The 23764-nt window shown below is 73.2% G+C and carries 25 protein-coding genes; 13 read left to right on the top strand and 12 right to left on the bottom strand.

Annotated features, from left to right (window positions below; all coding sequences use genetic code 11):
• Window positions 1–109: 109 nt before the first annotated feature.
• Window positions 110–1045, top strand: coding sequence for a carbohydrate kinase (locus O7631_RS28160; protein WP_278147045.1), 936 nt, complete (start codon window positions 110–112; stop codon window positions 1043–1045).
• Here O7631_RS28160 and O7631_RS28155 read toward each other — a convergent pair.
• Window positions 1042–1872 carry an MBL fold metallo-hydrolase gene (locus O7631_RS28155; protein ID WP_278147044.1) on the bottom strand — a complete coding sequence of 277 codons (831 nt, stop codon included), beginning with the start codon at window positions 1870–1872 and terminating at the stop codon, window positions 1042–1044. The two genes, O7631_RS28160 and O7631_RS28155, sit on opposite strands and share 4 nt — an antisense overlap.
• The gene (locus tag O7631_RS28150; RefSeq protein ID WP_278147043.1) at window positions 1869–2273 is read right to left on the bottom strand and encodes a hotdog domain-containing protein; all 405 of its coding nucleotides are present in this window, start codon (window positions 2271–2273) and stop codon (window positions 1869–1871) included. The genes O7631_RS28155 and O7631_RS28150 overlap by 4 nt, the downstream gene beginning before the upstream one ends.
• Window positions 2274–2411: 138 nt before the next feature.
• Here O7631_RS28150 and O7631_RS28145 point away from each other — a divergent pair, with 138 nt between their 5' ends.
• Window positions 2412–3491, top strand: coding sequence for a phosphatase PAP2 family protein (locus O7631_RS28145; RefSeq protein ID WP_278147042.1), 1080 nt, complete (start codon window positions 2412–2414; stop codon window positions 3489–3491).
• Between the two features lie 121 nt (window positions 3492–3612).
• Here the strand turns inward: O7631_RS28145 and O7631_RS28140 are convergent, their stop codons facing one another.
• The 3 genes from O7631_RS28140 to O7631_RS28130 all read right to left on the bottom strand — a co-directional run bounded on the left by O7631_RS28140 (window position 3613) and on the right by O7631_RS28130 (window position 6147).
• Window positions 3613–4995 (bottom strand): PH domain-containing protein, encoded by a 1383-nt coding sequence (locus O7631_RS28140; RefSeq protein ID WP_278148046.1) that lies wholly within the window; start codon window positions 4993–4995, stop codon window positions 3613–3615.
• A 160-nt stretch (window positions 4996–5155) separates the two neighbouring features.
• Window positions 5156–5692 carry a PH domain-containing protein gene (locus tag O7631_RS28135; RefSeq protein WP_269683830.1) on the bottom strand — a complete coding sequence of 179 codons (537 nt, stop codon included), beginning with the start codon at window positions 5690–5692 and terminating at the stop codon, window positions 5156–5158.
• A 227-nt stretch (window positions 5693–5919) separates the two neighbouring features.
• Window positions 5920–6147, bottom strand: a complete 228-nt coding sequence (locus O7631_RS28130; protein ID WP_278147041.1) for a hypothetical protein — start codon at window positions 6145–6147, stop codon at window positions 5920–5922.
• Window positions 6148–6387: 240 nt separating this feature from the next.
• Between O7631_RS28130 and O7631_RS28125 the strand changes: the two genes are divergently transcribed.
• Genes O7631_RS28125 through O7631_RS28115 form a run of 3 tightly spaced genes read left to right on the top strand, consistent with a single transcriptional unit; the run spans window position 6388 to window position 9421 of the window.
• Entirely contained in the window at window positions 6388–7494 is a 1107-nt protein-coding gene (locus O7631_RS28125; RefSeq protein WP_269683262.1) for a MoxR family ATPase, read from the top strand.
• Complete coding sequence (locus O7631_RS28120) at window positions 7473–8474, top strand: DUF58 domain-containing protein (RefSeq protein WP_278148045.1); 1002 nt, start codon at window positions 7473–7475, stop codon at window positions 8472–8474. Before O7631_RS28125 ends, O7631_RS28120 begins: the two co-directional genes overlap by 22 nt.
• Window positions 8471–9421 (top strand): VWA domain-containing protein, encoded by a 951-nt coding sequence (locus tag O7631_RS28115; protein ID WP_269683263.1) that lies wholly within the window; start codon window positions 8471–8473, stop codon window positions 9419–9421. Before O7631_RS28120 ends, O7631_RS28115 begins: the two co-directional genes overlap by 4 nt.
• 100 nt (window positions 9422–9521) lie before the next feature.
• On the opposite strand, the gene O7631_RS28110 is transcribed toward O7631_RS28115, so the two are convergent.
• The 5 genes from O7631_RS28110 to O7631_RS28090 all read right to left on the bottom strand — a co-directional run bounded on the left by O7631_RS28110 (window position 9522) and on the right by O7631_RS28090 (window position 13991).
• Window positions 9522–9677 carry a hypothetical protein gene (locus O7631_RS28110; RefSeq protein WP_167524799.1) on the bottom strand — a complete coding sequence of 52 codons (156 nt, stop codon included), beginning with the start codon at window positions 9675–9677 and terminating at the stop codon, window positions 9522–9524.
• A gap of 122 nt (window positions 9678–9799) precedes the next feature.
• Complete coding sequence (locus O7631_RS28105) at window positions 9800–11032, bottom strand: acyltransferase (protein WP_278147040.1); 1233 nt, start codon at window positions 11030–11032, stop codon at window positions 9800–9802.
• Window positions 11029–12003 (bottom strand): alpha/beta hydrolase, encoded by a 975-nt coding sequence (locus O7631_RS28100; RefSeq protein WP_278147039.1) that lies wholly within the window; start codon window positions 12001–12003, stop codon window positions 11029–11031. The genes O7631_RS28105 and O7631_RS28100 overlap by 4 nt, the downstream gene beginning before the upstream one ends.
• 99 nt (window positions 12004–12102) lie before the next feature.
• A complete protein-coding gene (locus O7631_RS28095; protein ID WP_145779918.1) occupies window positions 12103–12765 on the bottom strand; it encodes a response regulator transcription factor in 663 nt (220 codons plus the stop codon).
• Entirely contained in the window at window positions 12762–13991 is a 1230-nt protein-coding gene (locus O7631_RS28090; protein WP_278147038.1) for a histidine kinase, read from the bottom strand. Before O7631_RS28090 ends, O7631_RS28095 begins: the two co-directional genes overlap by 4 nt.
• Window positions 13992–14145: 154 nt before the next feature.
• On the opposite strand from O7631_RS28090, the gene fabG reads away from it, so the two are divergent.
• The 4 genes from fabG to O7631_RS28070 all read left to right on the top strand — a co-directional run bounded on the left by fabG (window position 14146) and on the right by O7631_RS28070 (window position 17571).
• Window positions 14146–14850, top strand: coding sequence for a 3-oxoacyl-ACP reductase FabG (gene fabG, locus O7631_RS28085; RefSeq protein ID WP_145779920.1), 705 nt, complete (start codon window positions 14146–14148; stop codon window positions 14848–14850).
• A gap of 29 nt (window positions 14851–14879) precedes the next feature.
• Entirely contained in the window at window positions 14880–15647 is a 768-nt protein-coding gene (gene fabI / locus O7631_RS28080) for an enoyl-ACP reductase FabI (protein ID WP_088988618.1), read from the top strand.
• Between the two features lie 99 nt (window positions 15648–15746).
• Window positions 15747–16799: a ferrochelatase gene (locus O7631_RS28075; RefSeq protein WP_278147037.1), complete on the top strand. Its 1053-nt coding sequence runs from the start codon at window positions 15747–15749 to the stop codon at window positions 16797–16799.
• The gene (locus O7631_RS28070; protein WP_088988620.1) at window positions 16792–17571 is read left to right on the top strand and encodes an HAD-IIA family hydrolase; all 780 of its coding nucleotides are present in this window, start codon (window positions 16792–16794) and stop codon (window positions 17569–17571) included. Before O7631_RS28075 ends, O7631_RS28070 begins: the two co-directional genes overlap by 8 nt.
• A gap of 54 nt (window positions 17572–17625) precedes the next feature.
• Here O7631_RS28070 and O7631_RS28065 read toward each other — a convergent pair whose 3' ends face one another.
• On the bottom strand, window positions 17626–18420 hold the full coding sequence (locus tag O7631_RS28065; protein WP_088991540.1) for a hypothetical protein: 795 nt from the start codon (window positions 18418–18420) through the stop codon (window positions 17626–17628).
• A 306-nt stretch (window positions 18421–18726) separates the two neighbouring features.
• On the opposite strand from O7631_RS28065, the gene O7631_RS28060 reads away from it, so the two are divergent.
• Window positions 18727–19539: a DUF3097 domain-containing protein gene (locus O7631_RS28060; RefSeq protein ID WP_269683269.1), complete on the top strand. Its 813-nt coding sequence runs from the start codon at window positions 18727–18729 to the stop codon at window positions 19537–19539.
• Between the two features lie 286 nt (window positions 19540–19825).
• Here the strand turns inward: O7631_RS28060 and O7631_RS28055 are convergent, their stop codons facing one another.
• Window positions 19826–21139 carry a serine hydrolase domain-containing protein gene (locus tag O7631_RS28055; protein WP_278147036.1) on the bottom strand — a complete coding sequence of 438 codons (1314 nt, stop codon included), beginning with the start codon at window positions 21137–21139 and terminating at the stop codon, window positions 19826–19828.
• A 113-nt stretch (window positions 21140–21252) separates the two neighbouring features.
• Between O7631_RS28055 and O7631_RS28050 the strand changes: the two genes are divergently transcribed.
• The 3 genes from O7631_RS28050 (at window position 21253) to O7631_RS28040 (ending at window position 23759) form a co-directional block, all read left to right on the top strand.
• Window positions 21253–21726 (top strand): NfeD family protein, encoded by a 474-nt coding sequence (locus tag O7631_RS28050; protein WP_278147035.1) that lies wholly within the window; start codon window positions 21253–21255, stop codon window positions 21724–21726.
• 5 nt (window positions 21727–21731) lie between these two features.
• Window positions 21732–22838 (top strand): SPFH domain-containing protein, encoded by a 1107-nt coding sequence (locus O7631_RS28045; protein ID WP_278147034.1) that lies wholly within the window; start codon window positions 21732–21734, stop codon window positions 22836–22838.
• Between the two features lie 153 nt (window positions 22839–22991).
• A complete protein-coding gene (locus tag O7631_RS28040; protein ID WP_278147033.1) occupies window positions 22992–23759 on the top strand; it encodes a hypothetical protein in 768 nt (255 codons plus the stop codon).
• The last annotated feature ends 5 nt before the right edge of the window (window positions 23760–23764 follow it).

The raw sequence follows: 23764 nt of genomic DNA, 5'->3' as shown, positions 1-23764 counted from the left end.
TACGGCGGCTTCGGTGCTCGCCGGACGGCCGGCTGTGCCAGCCTGGTGCCACGGCGATCGGTTCGGCGTACGCGGGTCGGTGGCGGGTGGCGAGGACGAGAGGACCGGCATGGGATACGCGGTGGTGCTCGGCGAGGCGCTGGTCGACCTGCTCGACGCTGAGCGCGACGGTGAGCGGGTCTACCGGCAGGCGATCGGCGGTGGGCCGCTCAACGTGGCCGTCGGTGTGGCGCGCCTCGGCGGCGCGGCGCAGTTCGTCGGATCGCTCGGCGACGATGTGCTGGGTGGTCGGATCCGCGCCTTCCTGAGCGCTGTCGACGTCGGGGTGGCCGGTGCGGTCACGGTGCCGGCGCCGACCACGCTCGCGGTGGTCACGTACGCCGGACCGGAACCGGACTTCCGTTTCTACGGCGAGCCGGCCTCCTACGGGCTGCTCGGCCCCGACGACCTGGATCTCGCGCTCATGGAGGGCGCGGACGTGCTCTACTGCGGCTCGATCGTGCTCCTGCAACCTGGTGGGCTCGCCGCCGCCCGACGCGCCTGGTCGCTCGCCACCGGTCTGCGGGTCTTCGACCCGAACGTGCGTCCTCGGTTGTTGGACGGGCCGACCGCGCTGGAAGGGCTGCGCGAGGTGGTGGCCGAGTTCGCCGCCGGCGCGCACCTGGTCAAGCTGAGCGCCGCCGACGCCAGACTGCTCTACCCGGGTGAACCGGTCGAGGGGGTCGCGGCGTACCTGCGCGAGCTTGGTGCCTCCACGGTGGTGGTGACGCTCGGCGCCGCCGGTGCGGTGCTGGCCGCCGCCGACGCCGACCCGGTCCGGGTGCCGGCCCCGAAGGTCGACGCGATCGACGCCACCGGCGCCGGTGACTCGGTGATGGCCGCGCTGATCGCCGACCTGCTCGTCGGCGGGGAGCCGGTCACCCCGGACGGGTGGGTCGAGCGGGTCGGGTTCGCGCTGCGGGTCGCCGGCCTGGTCTGTGAGTCACCGGGTGGCGCCACCGCCATGCCCACGCGCGCCGACGTGGAGCGCCGCTTCCCGGCCTAGCCCTCGCCGTCGAGTTCCAGGTAGCCGCGCCGGGCAGCGATCAGGGCGGCGCGCGCACCGAAGGGCGCCTCGGCGGCCACCCGCTCCGGCGGCGCGCTGCCGGTGTGCGCGGCCCGGATCAGCCAGGCCAACCTGGCCAGCTCGGCGTGCTGGGCGCGGACGAAGTCGACGTCCACCGGGTCGCCGTGACCCGGCACCACCACCGTGCGCGCGGTGGTCAGCCGCAACAGGTCCGCGACCGCGTCCGGCCACCGCAGGGGGTACGAGTCCTCGAAGGCGGGCGGGCCGCTCTGCTCCACGAGGTCACCGGCCACCAGCACGTCGGCGTCCGGCACGTGCACCACCAGGTCGGCCTCGGTGTGCCCCCGGCCCGGGTGCCGCAGCAGCACCCGCCGGCCGCCCAGGTCGAGCGTCGTCTCGGTCTGCACGGCGTGCGTCGGGGCGAGCAGCGCGGTGTCGGCCAGCTCGGCGGCGAGCGTCGGGTGCTCCGTCCGCACCTCCTCGTACGCCTCCCGGCGCAGCCGCTCCGGCTCGTCGCGCAGGGCCGCGACGGCCAGCTCGTGCGCGTACACCGGGCGGGGTGGCTCGCCGGCCAGGACGGCGTTGCCGAAGCAGTGGTCGTAGTGGTGGTGGGTGTTGACGAGCGTCAACGGCCGGTCGGTGACCGCCCGGACGGCGGCGGCCAGGTCGGTGGCCTGCGCGGCCGACGAGAGAGTGTCCACCAGCAGGGCCTCGTCGTCGCCCACGACCAGTGTGACGTTGACCCGCAGCATCGGCTCGCGTCTCACGTGCACCCGGTCGGCGACCTCGACGAAACCGGAGGTCACGACACCCGCCCGGCGCGTTCGACGAAACGGTGCCGATCCACCATGATCCGGTCGACCCGGCCCCGGGCCACCGTCTGGTCCCCGTCGCTGACCGTGACCTCGAACGACAGCCGGCGACCGTCGACCGTCGCCAGCAGGGCCTGCGCCCGGACCGTCCGGCCGACCGCTGTCGGTGCCAGGTGCTCCAACTCGACCCGGGTGCCCACCGTCGTCGACCCGGGCGGCATCCCAGTCGCCGTCGCCGCGACGGTCGCCGCCTCGGCGAGCGCGAGGACCCGGGGAGTACCCAGCACCGGTACGTCCCCCGAACCCACCGCCTGGGCGGTGTCCGCGTCGGTGACTGTCAACTCGACCTGGGCGGTCAGACCCGGCGCGAAGGCCGGCTCGGGCTGCTCCTGCATGGTCGTCAGCCTAGGTGCTCACCGAGCCCGTCGAGCACGCGCCCGGTGATCCCGACACCCACCGTCTCCCACCTGTGCGCGGCCCCGCCGGGTGGTCCCCGTCGGTCGATGCCGTACCCGTCGTTAACCTTGACGGCGATGGCCGTCGTGACTGACCCCCAGCCCCCCGCCCGGACCGACCCGCCCGCGTCCCCGGACGGCGGTCGTCGGCGCGTCATCGCGATGACCGTCTGGGCGGTCGCCTTCGTCGCCGCGTGGCTGGCCATCGGGCTGCCCACCGACCCGGCGTACGCCTTCGTGTGGATCTGGCTGGCGACCATCGCCTGGAACAGTGAGCGGCCCTGGCGCAGTCATTTGCGCTTCGCCCGGGACTGGGTGCCGGTGGTGCTGCTGTTCGTCGTCTACAACCTCTCGCGGGGGTTCGCCGACAACGGGGCCACCCCGCACGCGATGGAGTTGATCGTCGCCGACCGGTTCATGTTCGGCTGGGCCACCGGCGGGGAGGTGCCGACCGTCTGGTTGCAGCAGCACCTCTACCACCCGCAGGTGCACTGGTGGGACGTCGCGGCGAGCTGGGTGTACTTCTCCCACTTCGTGGTGGCGCTCGCCGCCGCCGCCGTGCTCTGGCTGCGTGACCGGCACCGCTGGGCCGCCTACATGCGGCGCTGGGGCTTCCTCTGCGCCGCCGGCCTGGTCACCTACTTCCTCTACCCGGCCGCGCCGCCCTGGTGGGCCGCGCAGAACGGGCTGCTCACCGAGGTCGCCCGGATCTCCACCCGAGGCTGGAAGGCGTTCGGCATGCACGGTGCCGGCAACGTCCTCAACGCCGGTCAGATCGCCTCCAACCCGGTCGCCGCGATGCCCTCCCTGCACACCGCGTGGGCGCTGTTCGTGGTGCTGTTCTTCCTCGCCGGCACCCGCCGCCGCTGGTGGCCGCTGCTGCTCGCGTACCCGCTGGCGATGACCTTCACCCTGGTCTACTCGGGTGAGCACTACGTGATCGACGTGCTGGTCGGCTGGGCGTACGTGGGGTTGACCTTCCTGGTGGTCGGCCTGGCCGAGCGCGGCTGGGCCGCCTGGCGCACCCGCCACCCGAAGGCCGGAACGCCACCGCCCCCCGAGCGGACGGCCGACCCCGAGCCACCACCCAACGAACCCCCGTCCCCCCGCACACCAACCACCCCCAACAAAGACCCCCAGGTCCCCGCCGACCACTAACCCCCACCGCCCGCCCACCCCGGTGCGCCACCCGTGTTGATCAAGACGTTTGCGTCACCGCGCCCCCGATTCCTGACGCAAACCTCTTGATCAACGCGGGAGCGGGCGGGAGCGGGGCGGGTTAGGGGCGGTGGCGGGCTTGGTGGGCTCGCTGGGTCAGGTCGGCGGCCAGGTCCCGGGCTTCGGCAAGGTCGCGGTCCTGGGCGGTGGCACCGGAACCGCCCGCCGTGTCCGCGTGCACGGAAGCCAGCCCGAAGAGGCGCTGGATCGGCCCCTGCACCACCCGCACGCTCTGAATACGGGCGTACGGCACGATCACCAACTGGCGGGTGAGCCGCCCGGAGCGGGTGGCGAACACCTCCTCGAACAGCCCCGCACCGAGGGCGCGACGGCCCACCGGGTGCAGCCACCGGGTCCGGGCCGGCGGAGGGCTCAGCGTCAGGGCGTCGAGGCGTACCCCCGGAAGCACCTCCGCGACGATCATCGTCGCGGTCGGCAGGTCACCGACCGGCAGCAGCCGGTCGGGGCGGTTACGGTCGTCGGCCTCCGCGACGGAGAACCCGGCCACCTCCAGCCGCAGCCGCAGCCAACCGTTGACCCGCCACAGCAGCGGCCACGTGGCCCGCACGGTCTGCACCCGGGCCAGCGGTACGGTCTGCGAGCGGGTCTCCAACAGGCCGTTGTGCACCCGCAACGTGCCGCCGTCGCGGGCCAGCCGGAAGTTCCAGTCGTCGAGCACCCGCCGCACCGGTTGCAGCAGCACACCGGCCATCGCGGTCAGCGTGCTCGCCACCGCGACGAACGACCACGACCCCGCGGTGAGGAACTGGATCACGACGAACGCCACACCGAACGGGAGCAGGAACGCCTGCGGCGTGAGCAGTTGACTGATCAGCAGGCTCTGGTTGCGTACCGCGTGCAGTGGCCGGCCCGGCGTGGCGACCGTCGGCGCCGGCGCTCCCGGTACCACCGCGGACGTCGCCTGCTCCTGCTCCTGCTCCGGTGCCGGTGCCTGCGCCACCCGCCCGGCCAGCGCCAGCAGCCGGTCGCGCAGCCGGGCCGCGTCGGCCACCCCGAGGTACGCCAGGGGCGCCTCCGTCTTGCCGCCACCGACCACCTCCAGCCGCAGTTCGGCCAGGCCGGTGAGCTGGGCGAGCAGTGGCCGGACCACCTCGACGGCCTGCAGACGCTCCAACGGGATGGCCCGGGTGCGACGCCAGAGCAGCCCCTCGTACACCCGGAGTTCGCGGCCCACCACGTGGTAGCCGGTGTTGTACCAGCTCACCACCGACAACACTGTCGCGCCGAGCGCCAGCACCGCCACCATGGCGGCGAACCAGCCGAAGCCCACCCGGGACAGCGTCGACCACGACAACCCGGCGATCACCACGACCAGCGACTTGGCGCCGTGCAGGACCGGACTGAGCGGATGCAGCCGCTGCCGGGGCTCGCCGTCGCCACCGCCCGCCGGCGCCGGCCACGGGGCCGACGCGTCCGGTGGCATCGGCTCGTGCGGCGACGGGCTGCTAGGTGGCACGGTGCTCGGCTCGGCGGGCCCGTCGCTCATCGGCCCGGCCCTCGCAAGCCCGGCTCACTCCTCGCGCTCACAGGTTGACCGTTCGTTCGCGACTGCGGGGCTCGCAAGCCCGGCTCACTCCTCGCGCTCACAGGCCCTCCGCCCGGTCTTCGCCGAGCGCGGTGAGCCGGTCGCGTAGCCGGGACGCCTCCGCCGGCCGCAGCCCGGGCACCCGGGCGTCGCTCGCCGCCGCAGCCGTGTGCAACTGCACGGTGGCCAGGTCGAAGGCGCGCTCCAACGGCCCGGCGCTGACGTCGACGAACTGCATTCGCGAATACGGAACGATGGAGAGCCGCCGAACCAGGAGCCCGTGGCGGACGAGCAGGTCGTTCTCCCGCTCGGCGTACCCCCAGGCGCGCACCGCGCGGACGATCGCGATGGCTCGCCACCCGCCCAGCAGCGCGACGACGGCGACGGCGAGCCCGAACAACCAGTGGCCGCTGAGGGCCCAGCCCACCGCCGTCCCGGCCAGCCCGATGGCGACCACGACCGCCAGCCGGATCAGCTCCACCCAGATCAGGTCGGTGGAGATCGGCTGCCAGTTGACGGTGCTCGGCCAGGGATCCAGCGGCCCACGCCCCGACGACGGCAGAGGGCCGGCCGGCAGGAGGCCGGGTGGGGGCAGGTCGGAGGCGCGCTGGTCGGCGTCGGGCGCCGGGCGGTGACCAGGCGGCGGCAGCGCGCCGGGCGGCAGCGGTGCGGGCGACGAGGCGTCGGGCGCGACGGGCTCCGGGCCGAGCGTGCCAGGTGCCGGGAACGCACCGGGCGGTGGTTCGACACCGGGTGGTGCGGAGGCCGTGGTGGGCGGCCAGGACGGGGAGGTGGGGCCGGGGGAAGCCGGTGGGTCGCCGCTCACGTGTCGAGCGTAGGCGATCCGGGCACCGGAGTGACGGCACGCAGGAAGCCCCGAGCGTCCAGGAAGTCACCGAGGCTGCCCCGGTGCTCCGCGCAGGCCAGCCAGGTCTTGCGCCGGTCGGCGTCGTGCAGTCGGGGATTGTTCCACTTCAGGGCCCAGACCGCGGCGGCCCGGCAGCCCCGTGCCGAGCAGACCAGGGCCTCGTCGGCGGGGGAGATGCTCATCCCGGCCAGTCTAGGGCGGCGGGACGGGAAGTTTGAGCGCCGGGCGACCACGGGGGGAGCCGCCCGGCGACGGGATGAATCGTACACGCGGCGGGCCGATCCGTGCACACCCGCGTTGCGCGGTTCGGCCACGGGGACGGCGCGGCGAAAATCGGCTTCTCCCCACCTCGACACTCAGCAAGGCATGCGAGTCTTGATACCGCACCAGCCGCGACGACCGAATGATGCTGTGGAGGACCGGTGGCCCAGCCGACCATGCCCGACGCCCCGACGCCGAACGGGGCGGCACCACAGACGCCCGCGCCGGTGACCACACCCGCGCAGGACGCCACCCTGCTGGAGAAAGCGCTGTTCGAGATCAAACGCGTGATCGTCGGGCAGGACCGGATGGTCGAGCGGATGTTCGTCGCGCTGCTCGCCCGTGGTCACTGCCTGCTCGAAGGGGTGCCCGGGGTCGCCAAGACCCTGGCCGTGGAGACCCTCGCCAAGGTCGTCGGCGGGTCTTTCGCCCGGGTGCAGTTCACTCCGGACCTGGTGCCGGCCGACATCATGGGCACCCGCATCTACCGTCAGTCGAGCGAGAAGTTCGACGTCGAGCTGGGGCCGGTCTTCGTCAACTTCCTGCTCGCCGACGAGATCAACCGGGCCCCGGCGAAGGTGCAGTCCGCGCTGCTGGAGGTGATGAGCGAGCGGCAGGTGTCCATCGGTGGGGAGAGCCACCGGGTGCCCGACCCGTTCCTGGTCATGGCCACCCAGAACCCGATCGAGCAGGAGGGCGTCTACCCGCTGCCGGAGGCGCAGCGCGACCGGTTCCTCATGAAGATCGTGGTGGGTTACCCGACCGACGCGGAGGAACGGGAGATCGTCTACCGGATGGGCGTGGCCCCGCCGGAGCCGACAGCGGTGTTCGACACCCCGGACCTGATCGCCCTGCAACGCAAGGCCGACCAGGTCTTCGTGCACAACGCCCTGGTCGACTACGCGGTGCGGTTGGTGTTGGCCACCCGAGCCCCGGCCGAACACGGCATGCCCGACGTCGCGCAACTGATCCAGTACGGTGCCAGCCCGCGCGCCTCCCTGGGCCTGGTCCGGGCCACCCGCGCGTTGGCGCTGCTGCGAGGGCGCGACTACGCGTTGCCGCAGGACGTGCAGGACATCGCGCCGGACATCCTGCGGCACCGGTTGGTGCTCAGCTACGACGCGCTCGCCGACGACGTGCCCGCCGACCACATCGTGCACCGGGTCATGTCGACGATCCCCCTGCCGGCTGTCGCACCCCGGCAGCAGGCCACCCCGTCGTCGAGCGTGCCCCCGCCGGGCGCTGGCTGGCCCGGGCAGCGCCCGTGACCTCACCCACCCCTCGTCCCGCCCCCCTCGCCGACCGGAGTGAGGCCGTGCTGTCCCGGCTTCAACTGCTGGTCACCCGCAAGCTCGACGGTCTGCTCCAGGGCGACTACGCCGGTCTGCTCCCCGGGCCGGGCAGTGAGGCGGGGGAGTCCCGGGAATACCGCCCCGGCGACGACGTGCGCCGGATGGACTGGCCGGTCACCGCCCGGACCACCACTGCGCACGTGCGGCGCACGGTGGCCGACCGGGAGTTGGAGACCTGGCTGGCGCTGGACCTCTCCGCCAGCCTGGACTTCGGCACCGGGCAGTGGCTCAAACGCGAGGTGGTGGTCGCCGCGGCGGCTGCCATCACCCACCTGACCGTACGCGGGGGCAACCGGATCGGCGCCGTGATCGGCACCGGTGGCGGCGCTCCCGTGCCGGCCCGACGCTGGCGGAGCGCACCGCCGCCGGCGGGGCCCGGAGTGCTCACCCGTCTGCCGGCCCGCTCGGGTCGCAAGGAGGCGCAGGGTCTGCTGCGTACCGTCGCCGGCACCACTATCCAACCCGGCCGTGGTGACCTGGGTGCCCTGATCGAGATGCTCAACCGCCCGCCTCGACGCCGAGGGGTGGTAGTGGTGGTTTCGGACTTCCTGGCGCCGCCCGAGCAGTGGGCCCGGCCGTTGCGCAAACTGCGGGTGCGCCACGACGTGCTGGCGATCGAGGTGGTCGACCCGCGCGAGCTGGAGCTGCCCGACGTGGGCGTGCTGCCGGTGGTCGACCCGGAGAGCGGCGAGCTGCACGAGGTGCAGACCGCCGACCCTCGGCTGCGGCAGCGCTACGCCGACGCCGCCGCCGCCCAACGCGCCACGATCGCCGCCGCCCTGCGCGGCGCCGGCGCGGCCCACCTGCGCCTGCGTACCGACCGAGACTGGCTGCTGGACATGGTGCGATTCGTGGCCGCGCAGCGGCACGCCCGCACCAGGGGGACGACACGATGATCCGTTTCATGCAACCGTGGTGGCTGCTGGCCGTGCTGCCGGTGCTCGCACTCGCCGCGTTCTACATCTGGCGGCAGCTGCACCGCCGGGCGTACGCGATGCGGTTCACCAACGTGGACCTGCTGCGGACGGTGGCGCCGAAGGGGCTGGGTTGGCGTCGGCACGTCCCGGCGACCGCGTTCCTGCTCTGCCTGCTGGTGCTGGCCACCGCGTTGGCCCGGCCGGCGGTGGACACCAAGGAGCCGCTGGAGCGGGCCACCGTGATGCTCGCAATCGACGTGTCGTTGTCGATGCAGGCCGACGACGTGGCGCCGAACCGGTTGGAGGCGGCCCAGGAGGCGGCCAAGCAGTTCGTCGGTGAGCTGCCGGAGAGTTACAACCTGGGGCTGGTGTCGTTCGCCAAGGCGGCCAACGTGCTGGTGCCGCCGGGCAAGGACCGGGACGCGGTGACCAGTGCCATCGACGGGCTGGTGCTGGCCGAGGCGACAGCGACCGGCGAGGCGGTGTTCACCTGCCTGGAGGCGATCCGGTCGGTGCCGGCCGACGGCGCGGCGGGCATCCCGCCGGCCCGGATCGTGCTGCTCTCCGACGGTTTCCGCACCTCCGGGCGGGCGGTGGAGGAGGCGGCGGCGGCCGCGCAGGCGGCCAACGTCCCGGTCTCCACCATCGCGTTCGGCACCGACACCGGTCAGGTCGACATCGGCGGGCAGTTGCAGCGGGTCCCGGTGGACCGGTTGGCGCTCGCCGACCTCGCCGAGACCACCGAGGGCTACTTCTACGAGGCGGCGTCGGTGAGTGAGCTGAAGCAGGTCTACCAGGACATGGGCAGCTCGATCGGGTTCCGCACGGAGCCGCGCGAGGTGACCCAGTGGTACGCGGGGATCGCGCTGCTGCTGGCGCTCTGCGCCGGTGCGCTCAGCCTGCTCTGGTCGTCCCGGATGCTCTGAGCGGCGGGCAGCGGTGGGCCGGCGGCGGGGATCGGTGGGCCGGCGGCGGGCAGCGCCGCCGGCCGCCCGCAGCGGACGACCGGAACGAGTGCCCAGCCGGTCAGTGACCGCCGCCGGCCAGGACGAAGACGACGGCCACCCAGACGGCGGCGAGGGTGAAGCCCAGCGGGGCGACGTAGCGGCTCATGGACGGCTCCGGGTGGCGGCTGGACGGTCCGCGATGCGGGGGCGGACCGCAGGGGGTGGGGACGCGCACACGAAGTCGTGACCGGGCGGCTCCCGCCGACCGCCCGGAGTCGGGCGGCGCGGCACACACCTCGGCCTGGGCCGAGGTGGTCGGGAGCGAAGCGGGGTCAGCTCACCAGACTGAGTCGTGGCTCAGCGGGACTGACCATCGGCCCGGCCACGACTGGGAGGATCGCTATCTCGCACAGCGATCACCTCCTGCAAGTCGGGCGGGCCGGAACGTCGATGATCGTACACCGGCGACGCCGTCGGAGCGTACTCGGCCGACCGGCCGGCAACCCCTCCACCGCCCGGCCGTCGCGGTGCCCGTGGTCGTCCCGTCCGCACGACGGTGACCAGCACCGCGGCCAGCAGCGGAAGCCAGCCGAAACGAGCCAGCACCCAGCCCGTGCTGTCCGGCGCGGTGTGCAGCCCCGGCAGGGTCAGCCCGCCGCGCGCGGTGAGCGCGGTCACCGTCACCAGGACCGGCTGATGCCACAGGTAGATCCGGACCGCGTGCCGGTTCACCTCGGACACCGCTCGGCCCGGCAGTGGCCGGGTCAGCAGCCGCTCCAGCGTCGGCCGAGCCAGCAGACCCAACCCCACCTGGGTGACCGCCAGCGCCACCGCCAGCAGCGACGGCGGGTTCAGGTTGGACACCCCGGCCCCGGGCACCCCCACCGCGCTCACCGGATAACCCAGCCCCAGCAACGCCCCGAGCGCGGCGGCCCCGCCCGCCGCCAGCGCGCCCGCCACCCACCGGCCGCCCAACCGCCCGTCGGCGTGCGCCACCCCCAGCAGGTACGGCACCGACCAGGCCGCCAGCACGGTGACCGGTGGCAGGTCGGTGCCGGCCGGTAGCAGACGCACGGCCAGGTCGACCGCCGCGACCACCGCCACCGCCGGTGCGACGATCCGTGCCGCCCCCCAGCGCCGTACGGCGGTGCGCAGTGGGCTGGTCACCGCCACCAGGAACACCAGTGGCACCAGGAACCACAGTGGACTGACAGCGAGCCGGAGCGCGACGGAGAGCGTGTCGTCCGAGGTCCCGGCGACGGTGGCGGCGAGCAGCACCGCCGCGCCCACCCCGAGCAACGCCACCGTCGGCAGCAGCAGCCGGCGCAGCCGACGGGCCAGCCAACCGCCCGCCCGTCCCCGATGGCGCGCCAACGACCGGGTCGACCCGAAACCGGCGGTGAAGAAGAACAGCCCGAGCGTCTGCAACACCCAGGTCAGCGGCGACAGACCGGGCAGGGCGGTCAGTGGGCTGGCCTGGTGCAGCCCACCGTCACCGGTCAGCACCAGTCCGGTCACCAGCCAGTGCCCCAGCACCACCCCGCCGATCGCGTACGCCCGCAACGCGTCGACGGCACGGTCCCGGCTCACCGTGCGTCCCCGCTCAGGCCGGCGACGGTGCCGAGCGGCATCGCGTCGGAGCCGCTGAGCACCCCCGCGTCGGAGCCGCCCAGCACCCCCGCGTCGGAGCCGCCGAGCACCACCGTCGCCGCCGCGACCAGCGTGGCGCTGCCGGGCGCGAGGTAACCGTCGTGCCCGGCCACCCCGCCCACCGGGAGAGGGCGCGCGCCGAACGCCTCGTCGCCCGGACGGCGGCCGAAACCCAGGCCGAGCAGTCGTACCGACGGCACCCGGCGGATCCAGTCGCTCGGCGCCTCCGCCGCCCAGAAGCGCCGCCGGCCGGGCAGATCGTCCGCGCGCTGCACTCCGGCGCCGACACCGCCGAGAGTGACCACATCGGTGACCTGGGCGGGGGCGTCGACCGCCGCCAGCGACACCACCAGCGCCCCGTAGCTGTGCCCGACCAGCGTGATCGTCGCCACCGGACGTCGAGCGGCCAGTTCCCGCAGCAGCACGACCAAACCGGCCGCGCCGCGCCGGGCGCTGCCGCCACCGGCGGCGGTCAGCACCCCGTCCGGCGGGTCGTAACCCAGCCAGGCCAGCACCGCCACCCGCGCCGCCGGCTCAGTCGCCCGCAGCTCCCGGTAGAGCTGCCCGGCCTGCACCGCCGGCGCGCGGCGAGCCACCCCGCCCAACCCCCTGTCGAAGTCGGCCAGTGTGCTCCCCACCCCCGGCACCAGCACCGCGATCCGGTCCGCGTCGGCCAGGTCACCGAACACCTCGACCGCGCGCCCGTCGCCCCGCGGGTCGAACGTCAGGAACCGGCGTCCGTCGGCAGCCCACTGCGCGTACGGGGGGCCGGCCGCGCGCATCGCCGCCGCAGTGACGGGGTACGCCTCGACGAACCCCGCCGCCACGACCGGCTCGGGTCGGGTCGGCAGCACCAGATTCACGCCGAGCAGCGCGGCCACCGCCACCCGACCGGCACCTCGTCGTCGCATCACGTTCTCCCTCCGGAATGTCGTCCGGAGGGAGAGTGCGCGGTCGGCCGGCGCTCGGTCGTCATCCTGGGGAGCCGTCTGCGGACTGGCTCCACGGGGCTACTCCCCGGCGGCCACCAGACCCGTCTCGTACGCCAGCACCACCGCCTGGACGCGGTCGCGCAGCCCCAGCTTCGCCAGGATCCGCCCGACGTGTGTCTTCACCGTCTGCTCGGCCACCACCAGGTCGGCGGCGATCTCCGTGTTGTTGCGACCCCGGGCGATCAACCGCAGCACCTCGGTCTCGCGCGGAGTGAGCCCGGCCAGGTCGGTGGGGCGCGGACGGCGGCGCTCCGGCCGGGCCGCGAACTCGGCGATCAACCGGCGGGTGACCGCTGGGGCGAGCAGCGCGTCCCCGGCCGCCACCACCCGCACCGCCTGCACCAGATCGGCCGCCGGAGCGTCCTTGAGCAGGAAGCCGCTGGCCCCGGCGCGCAGCGCCTCGTACACGTAGTCGTCCAGGTCGAAGGTGGTGAGGATGAGCACCCGGGGTCGCTGCGCCGAGCGGTCACCGAGCAGCTTGCGGGTGGCGGCCAACCCGTCCATGACCGGCATCCGCACGTCCATCAGCACCACGTCCGGGTCGAGGTGGCGGGCGGCGGTGACGGCCTGCGCGCCGTCGGCGGCGTCCCCCACCACCAGCAGGTCCGGTTGGGCGGCGAGCAGCGCACCGAAGCCCTGTCGGACCATCGCCTGGTCGTCGGCGATCAACACCCGGATCATCGGTCCCCGTCCTCAGCGTCGTACGGCAACTCGGCCGCCACCGCGTAACCCCCGTCGGGCAGCGGCCCGGCGGTGAACGTACCGCCCAGTGAGGTGGCCCGCTCCCGCATACCGGTGAGGCCGTGCCCGGGGTCGCCCTCGGCGGTCGGTCGGGCGTCGGCCGGGGAGTTCTCGACGCGTACCTCCAGAGCAGACCGGCCCACGCGGACCGTGACCCGCACCGCGGCGCCGGCCGCGTGCCGGGCCGCGTTGGCCAGGCCTTCCTGCACGATGCGGTACGCGGCCAGCCCGACCGGCGCGGGCACCCGCCCCTCGTCCGCCGGCCCGGCGTCCAGGGTGACCGGCAGCCCGGCCCGGCGTGCCGCGTCGACCATCGCGCCCAGGTCGGTCAGGTCCGGCTGCGGCGCGGTCTCCGGCCCGGTCGTCTCGCTGCGCAGCACCCCCAACAGTCGCCGCATGTCGGTCAGCGCGTCGCGGGCCGAGGCGGCGATGGCGACGAACTCCGCTGCCGTCGGGGCGGGCACGTCGCTCAGCCGGTACGGGGCCGTCTCCGCCTGCACCGCGATCAGCGACATGTGGTGGGCCACCACGTCGTGCAACTCCCGGGCGATGCGGGTGCGTTCCTCCAGCACCGCGCGGCGTTCCTGCTCGCGTTCGTTGCGCTCGGTCTGCGCGGCCAGCTCCCGCCGGGACAGTCGGTTGCGTCGGATCAGGTCGCCGACGATCGCCAACGCGCCGAGCAGCAGTAGGACCGGGACCCGGTTGTCCGGGTGCACCATGGTGAGCACCGGGACCGTGCTGATCAGCACCACCCAGGCCAGCACCGGACGGTCGACCCGCGCGACGACCACCGCCAGCACCGCGATCGACCCCAGCGCCAGTGGCGGTGTCCACGGCCAGGACTGGTCGTCGGGTGCGTTGAACGTGCAGATCAGCAGGGCCAGCACCATCAGCCGCCAGGCCAGCAGCGGACGCCGGGGCAGCGCCAGCAGCGGTGCCACGGTCATCGCCGCGAACAACACCGCGATCGGCGTCGGCAGGCCCCACTCGGTCTCCACGGTCAGCGTGATCAGGAAGAGGCCGAGCGCGGCGAGCAGGCCGACCGGGGCGGCGTACGGGGCCAGCGTGGGCCAGCGGGCCACCAGCGGCCGACCGGGCGGGGCGTCCCGGCCCCACAGGGTCTGCCCGAGGCCCCCGAGGGCCAGGGTGATCGGTCGCCAGTTCACCACCCGGAGGCTACGGGCCGACCCCGTCACGAGGCGTGCCACCAGGGGTTGATCCCGGTGTCGTACCCCGGTGTGACACGGCTCCCGTTAGCGCTTACCTGCGGGTAACGCCTAGGCTCGCCTCCGACTGAGATCAGCTGAGCAAGGGGGAACAGTGGCCCGTACCGTGCTGGTGACCGGGGGCAACCGGGGGATCGGCCTCGCCATCGCGCAGGCCTTCGCCAAGCAGGGCGACCGGGTGGCGGTCACCCACCGCAGCGGCGACGCGCCCGAGGGGCTGTTCGGCGTACGCGCCGACGTCACCGACGCCGCCTCCATCGACGCCGCGTTCGACGCCGTCGAGGCCGAGCTGGGCCCGGTCGAGGTACTGGTCGCCAACGCCGGCATGACCGCCGACACGCTGCTGCTGCGGATGACCGAGGAGCAGTTCACCGGTGTGGTCGACACCAACCTCACCGGCGCGTTCCGGGTCGCCAAGCGCGCCTCCGGCAAGATGCTCCGCGCCAAGTGGGGCCGTATGATCTTCATCTCGTCGGTGGTCGGTCTCGCCGGCGGCGCCGGGCAGGTCAACTACGCCGCCAGCAAGGCCGGTCTGGTCGGCGTGGCCCGCTCGATCACCCGGGAACTGGGCAGCCGCAACATCACCGCGAACGTGGTGGCGCCCGGCTTCATCGACACCGACATGACCTCCGGCCTGTCCGAGGACCGCAAGGCGGAGATCCGCAAGTCGATCCCGGCCGGCCGGATGGCCAGCCCGGACGAGGTCGCCGGGGTGGTCACCTGGCTGGCGTCCGACAGCGCCGGGTACGTCTCCGGCGCCGTGATCCCGGTCGACGGCGGCCTCGGCATGGGCCACTGACCCCCATCTACGTACGGAGGAACCCCCGGATGTCCGGACTGCTCGCCGGTAAGCGGCTGCTCGTCACCGGTGTCATCACCGACGCCTCGATCGCCTTCTCGGTGGCGAAGCTCGCCCAGGAGAACGGTGCGCAGGTCGTGCTCACCGGCTTCGGTCGGCTCTCCCTGGTCGAGCGGATCGCCAAGCGGCTCCCCGAGCCGGCCCCGGTGATCGAGGTCGACGTGACCAACACCGAGCACCTGGCCAGCCTCGCCGACCGGGTACGCGAGCACGTCGACGGCCTCGACGGCGTCGTCCACTCGATCGGTTTCGCCCCGCAGAGCTGCCTCGGCGGCGGCTTCCTCGACGCGCCGTGGGAGGACGTGGCCACCGCCCTGCACGTCTCCACCTTCTCGTACAAGTCCCTCGCGATGGCGGCGCTGCCGCTGATGTCGCCCGGCGGCGCGGTGGTCGGCCTGACCTTCGACGCGACGAAGGCGTGGCCGGTCTACGACTGGATGGGCGTCGCCAAGGCCGGCCTGGAGTCCGCGTCCCGGTACCTGGCGCTGCACCTGGGCAAGCAGGGCATCCGCAGCAACCTGGTCGCCGCCGGGCCGCTGCGCACCATCGCCGCGAAGTCGATCCCCGGCTTCGACCAGTTCGAGGACGCCTGGACCGAACGGGCCCCGCTGGGCTGGAGCCTCACCGACCAGGAGCCCGCCGCGAAGGCCTGCCTGGCGCTGCTGTCCGACTGGTTCCCGGCGACCACCGGCGAGATCGTGCACGTCGACGGCGGCTACCACGCCATCGGCGCCTGACGTTTCCCACGGCGCTCCCTGGCCACCGTCCGCGTGACCCACGCGTCCGGACCAGGGGGCGTCGCCGGGACGTCCAGGCCGAGGGGCGAGAATGACAGCATGTCGTACGACGCGGTGGTGCTGGTGTCCTTCGGTGGCCCGGAGCGGCCCGAGGACGTGATGCCGTTCCTGCAGAACGTGACCCGCGGCCGAGGTGTGCCGCCCGAGCGGTTGGCCGAGGTCGCCGAGCACTACCAGCACTTCGGTGGGGTGTCCCCGATCAACCAGCAGTGCCGGGACCTGCTGGCCGCCATCCGCGCCGACTTCGCCGCGCACGGCGTCGACCTGCCGATCTACTGGGGCAACCGCAACTGGGACCCGATGCTCGCCGACACCGTCACCCAGATGCGCGACGACGGCGTCACCCGGGCGCTGGCTTTCGTCACCAGCGCGTACGGCGGCTACTCGTCCTGCCGGCAGTACCAGGAGGACATCGCCGCCGCCCGCGCCGCCGTCGGCCCCGACGCCCCGGTGATCGAGAAGCTGCGTCAGTTCTGGGACCACCCCGGTTTCGTCGAGCCGCACGTCGACGCGGTCCGGGCGGCTCTGGACCAACTTGACCCGGCGAAGCGGAACACCACCCGGCTGGTCTTCACCGCCCACTCCATCCCCACCTCGATGGCCGCCAACGCCGGCCCGCACGGCGGCCGGTACGAGGCGCAGCTCCGCGAGACCGCCCGGCTCGTGGCCGAGGCCGCGGCACCGGACCTGGAGTACGACCTCGTCTGGCAGAGCCGCTCCGGCCCACCGCAGGTGCCGTGGCTGGAACCGGACGTCAACGACCACCTCGCCACCCTCGCCCAGGGCGGCACCACCGGCGTGGTGGTCAGCCCGATCGGGTTCGTCTCCGACCACCTCGAGGTCGTGTGGGACCTGGACACCGAGGCACTGGAGACGGCCAAGCAGCTCGGCCTGGACTTCGTCCGGGCAGCCACCCCCGGCGTCGATCCGCGCTTCGTGACCATGGTGCGGGAGCTGGTCACCGAGCGGACCGACCCGGACGGCGCGCAGCTGCGCCGCCGCCTCGGCGACCTGCCGATGTGGGACACCTGCCCGACCGTCTGCTGTGTGCCGACCCGTCGCCCGACGCCTGCTGGGGGAACCGATGCATGACCGTAAGCCCGTGCAGAGTTGGCTGACCGACATGGACGGCGTGCTGGTGCACGAGGGCCAACCGGTGCCCGGCGCGCCGGAGTTCATCAACCGGATGCGCGCCTCCGGCAAACCGTTCCTGGTGCTGACCAACAACTCCATCTACACCCCGCGCGACCTGACGGCCCGGCTCAGCCGGATGGGGCTGGACGTGCCGGAGGAGTCGATCTGGTCGTCCGCCCTGGCCACCGGCCAGTTCCTCGCCGACCAGCGGCCGGGCGGCACCGCGTACGTCATCGGTGAGGCCGGACTGACCACGGCCCTGCACGCGGTCGGTTACGTGCTCACCGACTTCGCCCCGGACTACGTGGTGCTCGGCGAGACCCGTACCTACAGCTTCGAGGCGATCACCAAGGCGGTCCGCCTGATCAACGACGGCGCCCGGTTCATCTGCACCAACCCCGACGTGACCGGCCCGTCCGTGGAGGGCGCTCTGCCGGCCGCCGGCTCGGTCGCCGCCATGATCTCCAAGGCCACCGGGGTGGAGCCGTACTTCGTCGGCAAGCCCAACCCGATGATGATGCGCTCGGCCCTCAACACGATCAACGCGCACTCGGAGAGCACCGCGATGATCGGTGACCGGATGGACACCGACATACTGTGCGGTCTGGAGGCCGGGCTGGAGACGATCCTGGTGCTGACCGGGATCAGCAGCCGTACCGAGGCGGAGCGCTACCCGTACCGGCCGTCCCGGATCGTCAACTCCGTCGCGGACCTGCTTGACGAGATCTGACCGGCTGGCCGCGTTCCGCACCGGCCGCGGCACCACCGTGGCGCGGGTGACCGGTCAGGGGCGGAGTGGGGCGTTGCAGGCTGCCACCAGCGCCTGCCGGCAGGCCGCGGTGAGCGGACGCAACGCGGCGTCGCGCTGCTGGGCCTCGTAGTTGTTGATCGCGCCCCCGGGGGCGGCGTGCCCGGCCAGCGCGAGCACCCGGTCGAGCACCGCAGCCCGGGCGAAGAGCCGACGGGCCCGCGGGTCGAAGCCCGGCGGCAGGTCGGTGGCACCGTCGGGGCGGCGCAGCGCGGCCAGCGCGCCGGCCAGCTCGGGCCGCCACTGGGCCACGTCGAGGCGGGTCAACGCGGCGGTCGTCTCGGCGAGCGCGGCGGCCAGCTCGGCCTCCGCCTCGGCGGCACCGGGCAACGAGAGTGACGCGGCGGGGGCGTTGGCGGGCAGCGGGTACACCCGCCACAGCACGGTCTCGAAGCAATCCCCCGAACCGGAGGTGTGCGAGCGGACCTCCGGGATCAACCCGAGCCCGCCGGCCACCACCGCCTCGCCCGCGACCAGCGCCGCACCGGCGAAGTCACCGGGCCCGGGCAAGCCCCGAGGGTCGCCGGGCGCGGGCAGCACCAGGCGGATCTCGTCCGGGGAGAGCTTGGCCAGGGTGGGCAGCGCGGCGCCCAGCGGGACGTCGGTCCAGGTGCCGGGGGCGTCCGCGACGAGGTGCTCCTCGTCGCCGGCGATGGCGTCGGCGACTTCGTCGTACGGCACCAACCCGGCGCGCCACGCGCGCACCCAGGCAACGAACCGGCTCGACCGGCGCGGCGCGAGTGTGGCCGCGCCCGTTGCGGGGGTGGACATGCCGAAAGGGTACGTGGTCACCACCGGCCGTGTCTCGACTGCCGCTCCGGCCGCCCGCCCTGCCCCGAACTGCTCCCTTCACCCCATTCCCTGCCCCGCGACAAACCCCGCCCGCCCCGTCGTCCGCCCCCCGTTTGCGTCGATCATGGAGTCGTGGTGGGCGATACTCGGCTCTTGCGGGGGTTTGTGGAGCACCACAACTCCATGATCGACGAGGTTGGGGCTGCGCCGGGCCGGGTGTGGTGGGGAGCCTGGGGGCGGTGTGTCGGGAGGTGGCGTGGAAGCCGGGGAGTTAGCGTGATCGACATGGCGGGGCGATACGGCGAAGACGTGTTGGCGGGGGACTGGCGGCGGCGGAAGGTCACCCCCGAGGTGGACGCCGAACCGGACCTCGTGGTCGAAGACGCCGACTCGGGGTTCTGCGGCGCGGTGGTCGGCTTCGAAGCCGGCGCGGTCGTGTTGGAGGACCGGCACGGCAAACGACGCAACTTTCCGTTGCTACCCGCGGCGTTCCTGCTCGACGGTCGCCCGGTCACCCTGCGCCGGCCGACCCGCGCGCCGGTGCCGGCGGCCCGTCGACGCACGGCGTCCGGCTCGGTGGCGGTGGACAACGTCCGGGCGCAGGTCGCCAAGGCCAGCCGGATCTGGGTGGAGGGCATCCACGACGCCGCGCTGGTCGAACGCATCTGGGGCGACGACCTGCGCATCGAGGGCGTCGTCGTGGAGCCGTTGGACGGCATCGACGACCTCGACGCCGACGTACGCGACTTCGGCCCCGCCCCCACCCGACGACTCGGCGTCCTCGTCGACCACCTGGTGCCGGGCAGCAAGGAGAGCCGCATCGTGGCCCGGGTGACCTCGCCGTACGTGCTGGTGACCGGCCATCCCTACGTGGACGTCTGGCAGGCGGTCAAGCCGACGGCGCTGGGCATCGCGGCATGGCCGGTGGTGCCGCCGGGGCGACCGTGGAAGGAAGGGGTCTGCGCGGCCCTCGGGGTGGCCGAGCCGGCCGACATGTGGCGGCACATCCTGTCCCGGGTGAACAGCTTTGCCGACGTGGAAACCCCACTGATCAACGCCATGGAACGCCTCATCGATTTCGTCACCGAACCAGCCTGACCCCCGGCCCCGCCCGCCCCGCCCGTCCCCCCGGACCCGCCCGCCCCGCCGCGCGCCCCGCCCGTCCCGCCCGTCCCCAAGATCCGCGCAGTTTCCCTGATGTTGCTGTCTCATCGCGTTCGGAGGCAGCAACATCCTGATGTTGTGCGGATCTTGCGGGCGGGGCGGGCGCGGGCGGGCGGGCGGGGCGGGGCGCAGGGCGGGCGTGGGCGCAGGGGCGGGCCCGACGCGGGTCGGGATCGCAGGCGGCGCGGGCGCGGCAAGGCGCGGGCTGCGGGGCGTGTTCTCAGGGCTCCTGGTCGGGGGTGCGGGTGTAGACGAAGGTGGCGATGTCCAGCGCGACCGCCCGGCCCTGCTCGTCGCGGTGCACGGTGAGGATCTCGCCGTCCTGTCCACCGGCTCGTCCACGCCAGCGGTCGGGGCCCTCGGCGACGAAGTGGAGGTTCGGTGCGCCGACCGGGCCGGCGCGCAGGTCGCCGTCGGCGTCCGCGTACACCTCGATGGTGGTGCCCATCCACCACCAGCGGCCGGTCAGCTCGGCGAGTTCGGCGGGCGGCGGGGTGGTGGCCGGCAGCCAGGGGGCGACCGGCGCGGGTTCGGTGTCCAACACCATCGTGAGCAGCCGCCGTCCGAGCGCGCCGAGGTGCACGTTGCGCAGGGTGTACGCGTTGACCAGGCCGACCACGGCGGTACGGCTGGGCCGGTGCACGGCCAGCGAGGCGCCGTAACCCGGCATCGATCCGCCGTGTCCGACGTACACTCGGTTGCCCTCCCGGAACAGCTCCAGGCCGAGGCCGTGCCCGTGGGTCCAGGCCTCGTGGTCGCTGATGACGACGGGGGAGCACATCTCGGTCAGTGTGTCGGCTGCCAGCACCGACGGGTCGGGGTCGGCCAGGAACGCGGCCCACCGGCCCAGGTCCTCGATCGTGGACCAGAGCTGCCCGGCGGGGGCCATCGCGCGGGTGTCGGTGCGCGGCTCCTCGCGCAGGGTGTCGTGCCAGGGGTGTACGACGTAGCCGCGGGCGTACGGCTCGGTCGCGTCGTACGTGGTGCGACCCATGCCCAGCGGAGTGAGGATGCGCTGGCCGAGCAGGTCGACCCACTGTGTTCCGGTGAGCGCTTCGAGCACTCCGCCGAGCAGTCCGTACGCCAGGTTGGAGTAGTGGTACGTGGCGTGCGGGGGGTAAGCGATCTTGTCGGCGGTGACTCCGGCGAGCAGGGTGGGCAGGTCGACGCCCTCGGTCCGCTCCCACCAGTCGCCGTCGGGTTCGCGTTGCAGACCGCTGGCGTGTCCGAGGAGTTGGCGCACGGTGAGCGTGCCGAGGCCGGTGCCCGGTAGGTGCTTCTCCAGCGGGTCGTCGACGGTGAGCCGACCGGCGTCGCGCAGCTGCATGATCAGGGTCGCGGTCATGGTCTTGCTGATCGAACCGAGCCGGTACTGCAGGTCGACGTCTGGGCGGGGGTGCTCGCCTGCGGTGGCCACGTGCGTCAGGGTGCCGTCGCGGACGACGCCCATCACCAGCGACGGGGCGTGCCCGTCGCGCTGTGCCTGGGCGACCTGGTCGTCGATCTGTCGGGCGGTCTCGGGCAGCAGGGGCAACGGGGTCTCCTCGGGTCGGGTCGGGCGCCCGGATCACGGTCAGAGAGGGCTTCGCCGAGCCTACTGATCTTCGCGGGGAGGCCGCGCGTGCATTTGCGTGTCACGATCGTGGGGTGGACGCGGTGGTGTGGATCGTATTGGGTGTGTTGCTGGCGGTCGCCGAGATCTTCACGACGACGCTGTTTCTGATCATGTTCGGGGTCGGTGCGTTCGCCGCCGCCGGGGCTGCCGCTCTGGGCGCGCCGGTGGCGGTACAGGCGCTGGTCTTCGCCGTGGTGTCGGCGTTGAGCCTGGTGGTGGCCCGGCCGGTCATCCGGCGGCACCAACGTCCCGCGCTGGACAGCGGTGAGCAGCCGTTCGGCGTGGAGGCGATCGAGGGCTCCACGGCGCTGGTGCTGGAACGGGTGGACGCCGAGCACGGTCTCGTCAAGATCGACGGCGAGCTGTGGACCGCCCGGTCGTATGACACGACGCAGGTTCACGATCCCGGTCAACGGGTTCGGGTGATAAAGGTCCGGGGCGCGACCGCCCTGGTGTGGCAGGACGATGTTTCTTCCCCCGGCGAGCTGCCGGAAGCGAGAGGGTGAACGGGATGACAGTCATTGGGGTGCTGATCATCGCGGTGGCGTTGATCGCCGTGATAACGCTGGCGAAGGCGGTGCGGATCGTGCCGCAGCAGCGCCAGGACGTGGTGGAACGGCTCGGTAAGTACAAGCGCACCCTCAGCCCCGGTCTCAACCTGCTGGTGCCGTTCATCGACGCGGTTCGTACCAAGGTCGACATGCGGGAGCAGGTGGTGAGCTTCCCGCCGCAGCCGGTGATCACCTCGGACAACCTGGTGGTCTCGATCGACACGGTCCTCTACTTCAAGGTGGTCGACTCGGTTCGCGCGACCTACGAGATCTCCAGCTTCCTGCAGGCCATCGAGCAGCTCACCGTCACGACGCTGCGTAACGTGATCGGTTCGCTGGACCTGGAGCGGGCGCTGACCAGCCGCGACGAGATCAACCGGCACCTGTCCGGTGTGCTGGACGAGACCACCGGCCGCTGGGGCATCAAGGTGACCCGCGTGGAGATCAAGGCGATCGAGCCGCCGGCCAGCATCCGCGACTCGATGGAGAAGCAGATGCGCGCCGAGCGGGACCGCCGCGCGGCGATCCTGACCGCCGAGGGGCACAAGCAGTCGCAGATCCTCACCGCCGAGGGCGAGAAGCAGTCGGCGGTGCTGCGGGCCGACGGTGACCGGCAGGCCCGCATCCTGCAGGCCGAGGGTCAGGCGAAGGCGATCCGCACGGTCTTCGACGCGATCCACCAGGCGAACCCGAGCCAGAAGGTGCTCGCCTACCAGTACCTGCAGGCCCTCCCGCAGATCGCCCAGGGCAGCGCCAACAAGGTCTGGATCGTCCCGGCCGAGCTGACCAAGGCCCTGGAGGGGATGGGCGGTGCCCTCGGTGGGTTGAGCCAGATGGTGGGGGACCTGCCGGCTCCGGAGGCCGCGGACCACGCGAGCCAGGTGGAGCGCGAGGCCGCGGAGGCCGCGGAGGCCGCCGCCGCGGCGGCCCAGCAGATCCATGACGAGGTACGCGTTGCCGAGGCGCAGGCCACCGGCGGTAACAAGCCGCAAGGGCTGCCGGCACCGGAGCCGGTGTCTCCGCTGAGTCTGGTCGAGGATCCGGCCGACGAGCGCGAGCGCGGCTGATCCCGGTACACAGGCCGGCAATCCGGCGTTAATACGAGAAATGCTCATGGGGCGCTCCGACGCCTGCCACGATCGGTCCTAGGACGGGTGGTGACCAGGCAATCGGGGCGCCCCGGCGCGTCTCGCACCGCTCGTGGACGAGCGAGGTGACGCATGAAGGATCCGGCGAAGCGGATGTGGTCCTCGGCCCCGGTGCGCGGCGCGCACGACCCGGTCGGCCCGCTGGGGTCCCGCCGCACCGGTGGCGGTTTCGGCGTACTGCCCTTCGTCGGCGAGCCGACCCCGGGCGCTCCGGCCACGAACGCCAGTTGGGCCTGGTCGGTGCGGAAGTTCGCGCGGGCCGCCGTGTGGCTGCTGCCCGCGTACGCCATCCTCTACGGCGCGGTGGCGATGGCCAGCGACGGCGGGGTGGGCAACGACCCCTATCCGGCCGACGGCCGGGCGGTGTATCTGATCGGCTGGGTGGCCGCGGTGTGGCTCGGCCTGCTCGCGCTGCTGGCCCTCGCCGGGCTGCTCGCCGCGACCCGCAGCCGCCGGGTGGCCGCCGCCGGGCTGCTGGTCAGCATCGCCGGCACGGTGCTGATGCTGCCCTTCGCCGGGCTCGCCGAGCAGACGCCGGTCTTCGGCACCACCGCACGGTCGCTGGTCCTGCTCGGGGCGACCTTCTACAGCGTGGGCTGGTTCCTCACCGGGTGGGCGGTGGCGCGCTCGGGCACGTTCAGCCTCGGCGACGGCGTCATGTTGATCATCGCTGCGCCGCTTCTCGGCCTCGGCGGCGCCCTGATCGGTTCGCTCCAGACGTTCGGCGCGATCTTCGTGCTGATCGCCGGCATCGGCATCGGCTACCGGTCCGGCCGCCTGATGCCCCGCGAAACCGCCCAGGACGCCGCCGCCGCCAGCCTGAGCACCCCAGCCCCCTGACCCGC

The sequence above is a fragment of the Micromonospora sp. WMMD967 genome (assembly GCF_029626165.1).
GTDB classification, from domain to species: domain Bacteria; phylum Actinomycetota; class Actinomycetes; order Mycobacteriales; family Micromonosporaceae; genus Micromonospora; species Micromonospora taraxaci.
This window is presented reverse-complemented; position numbering and strand designations above follow the sequence as displayed.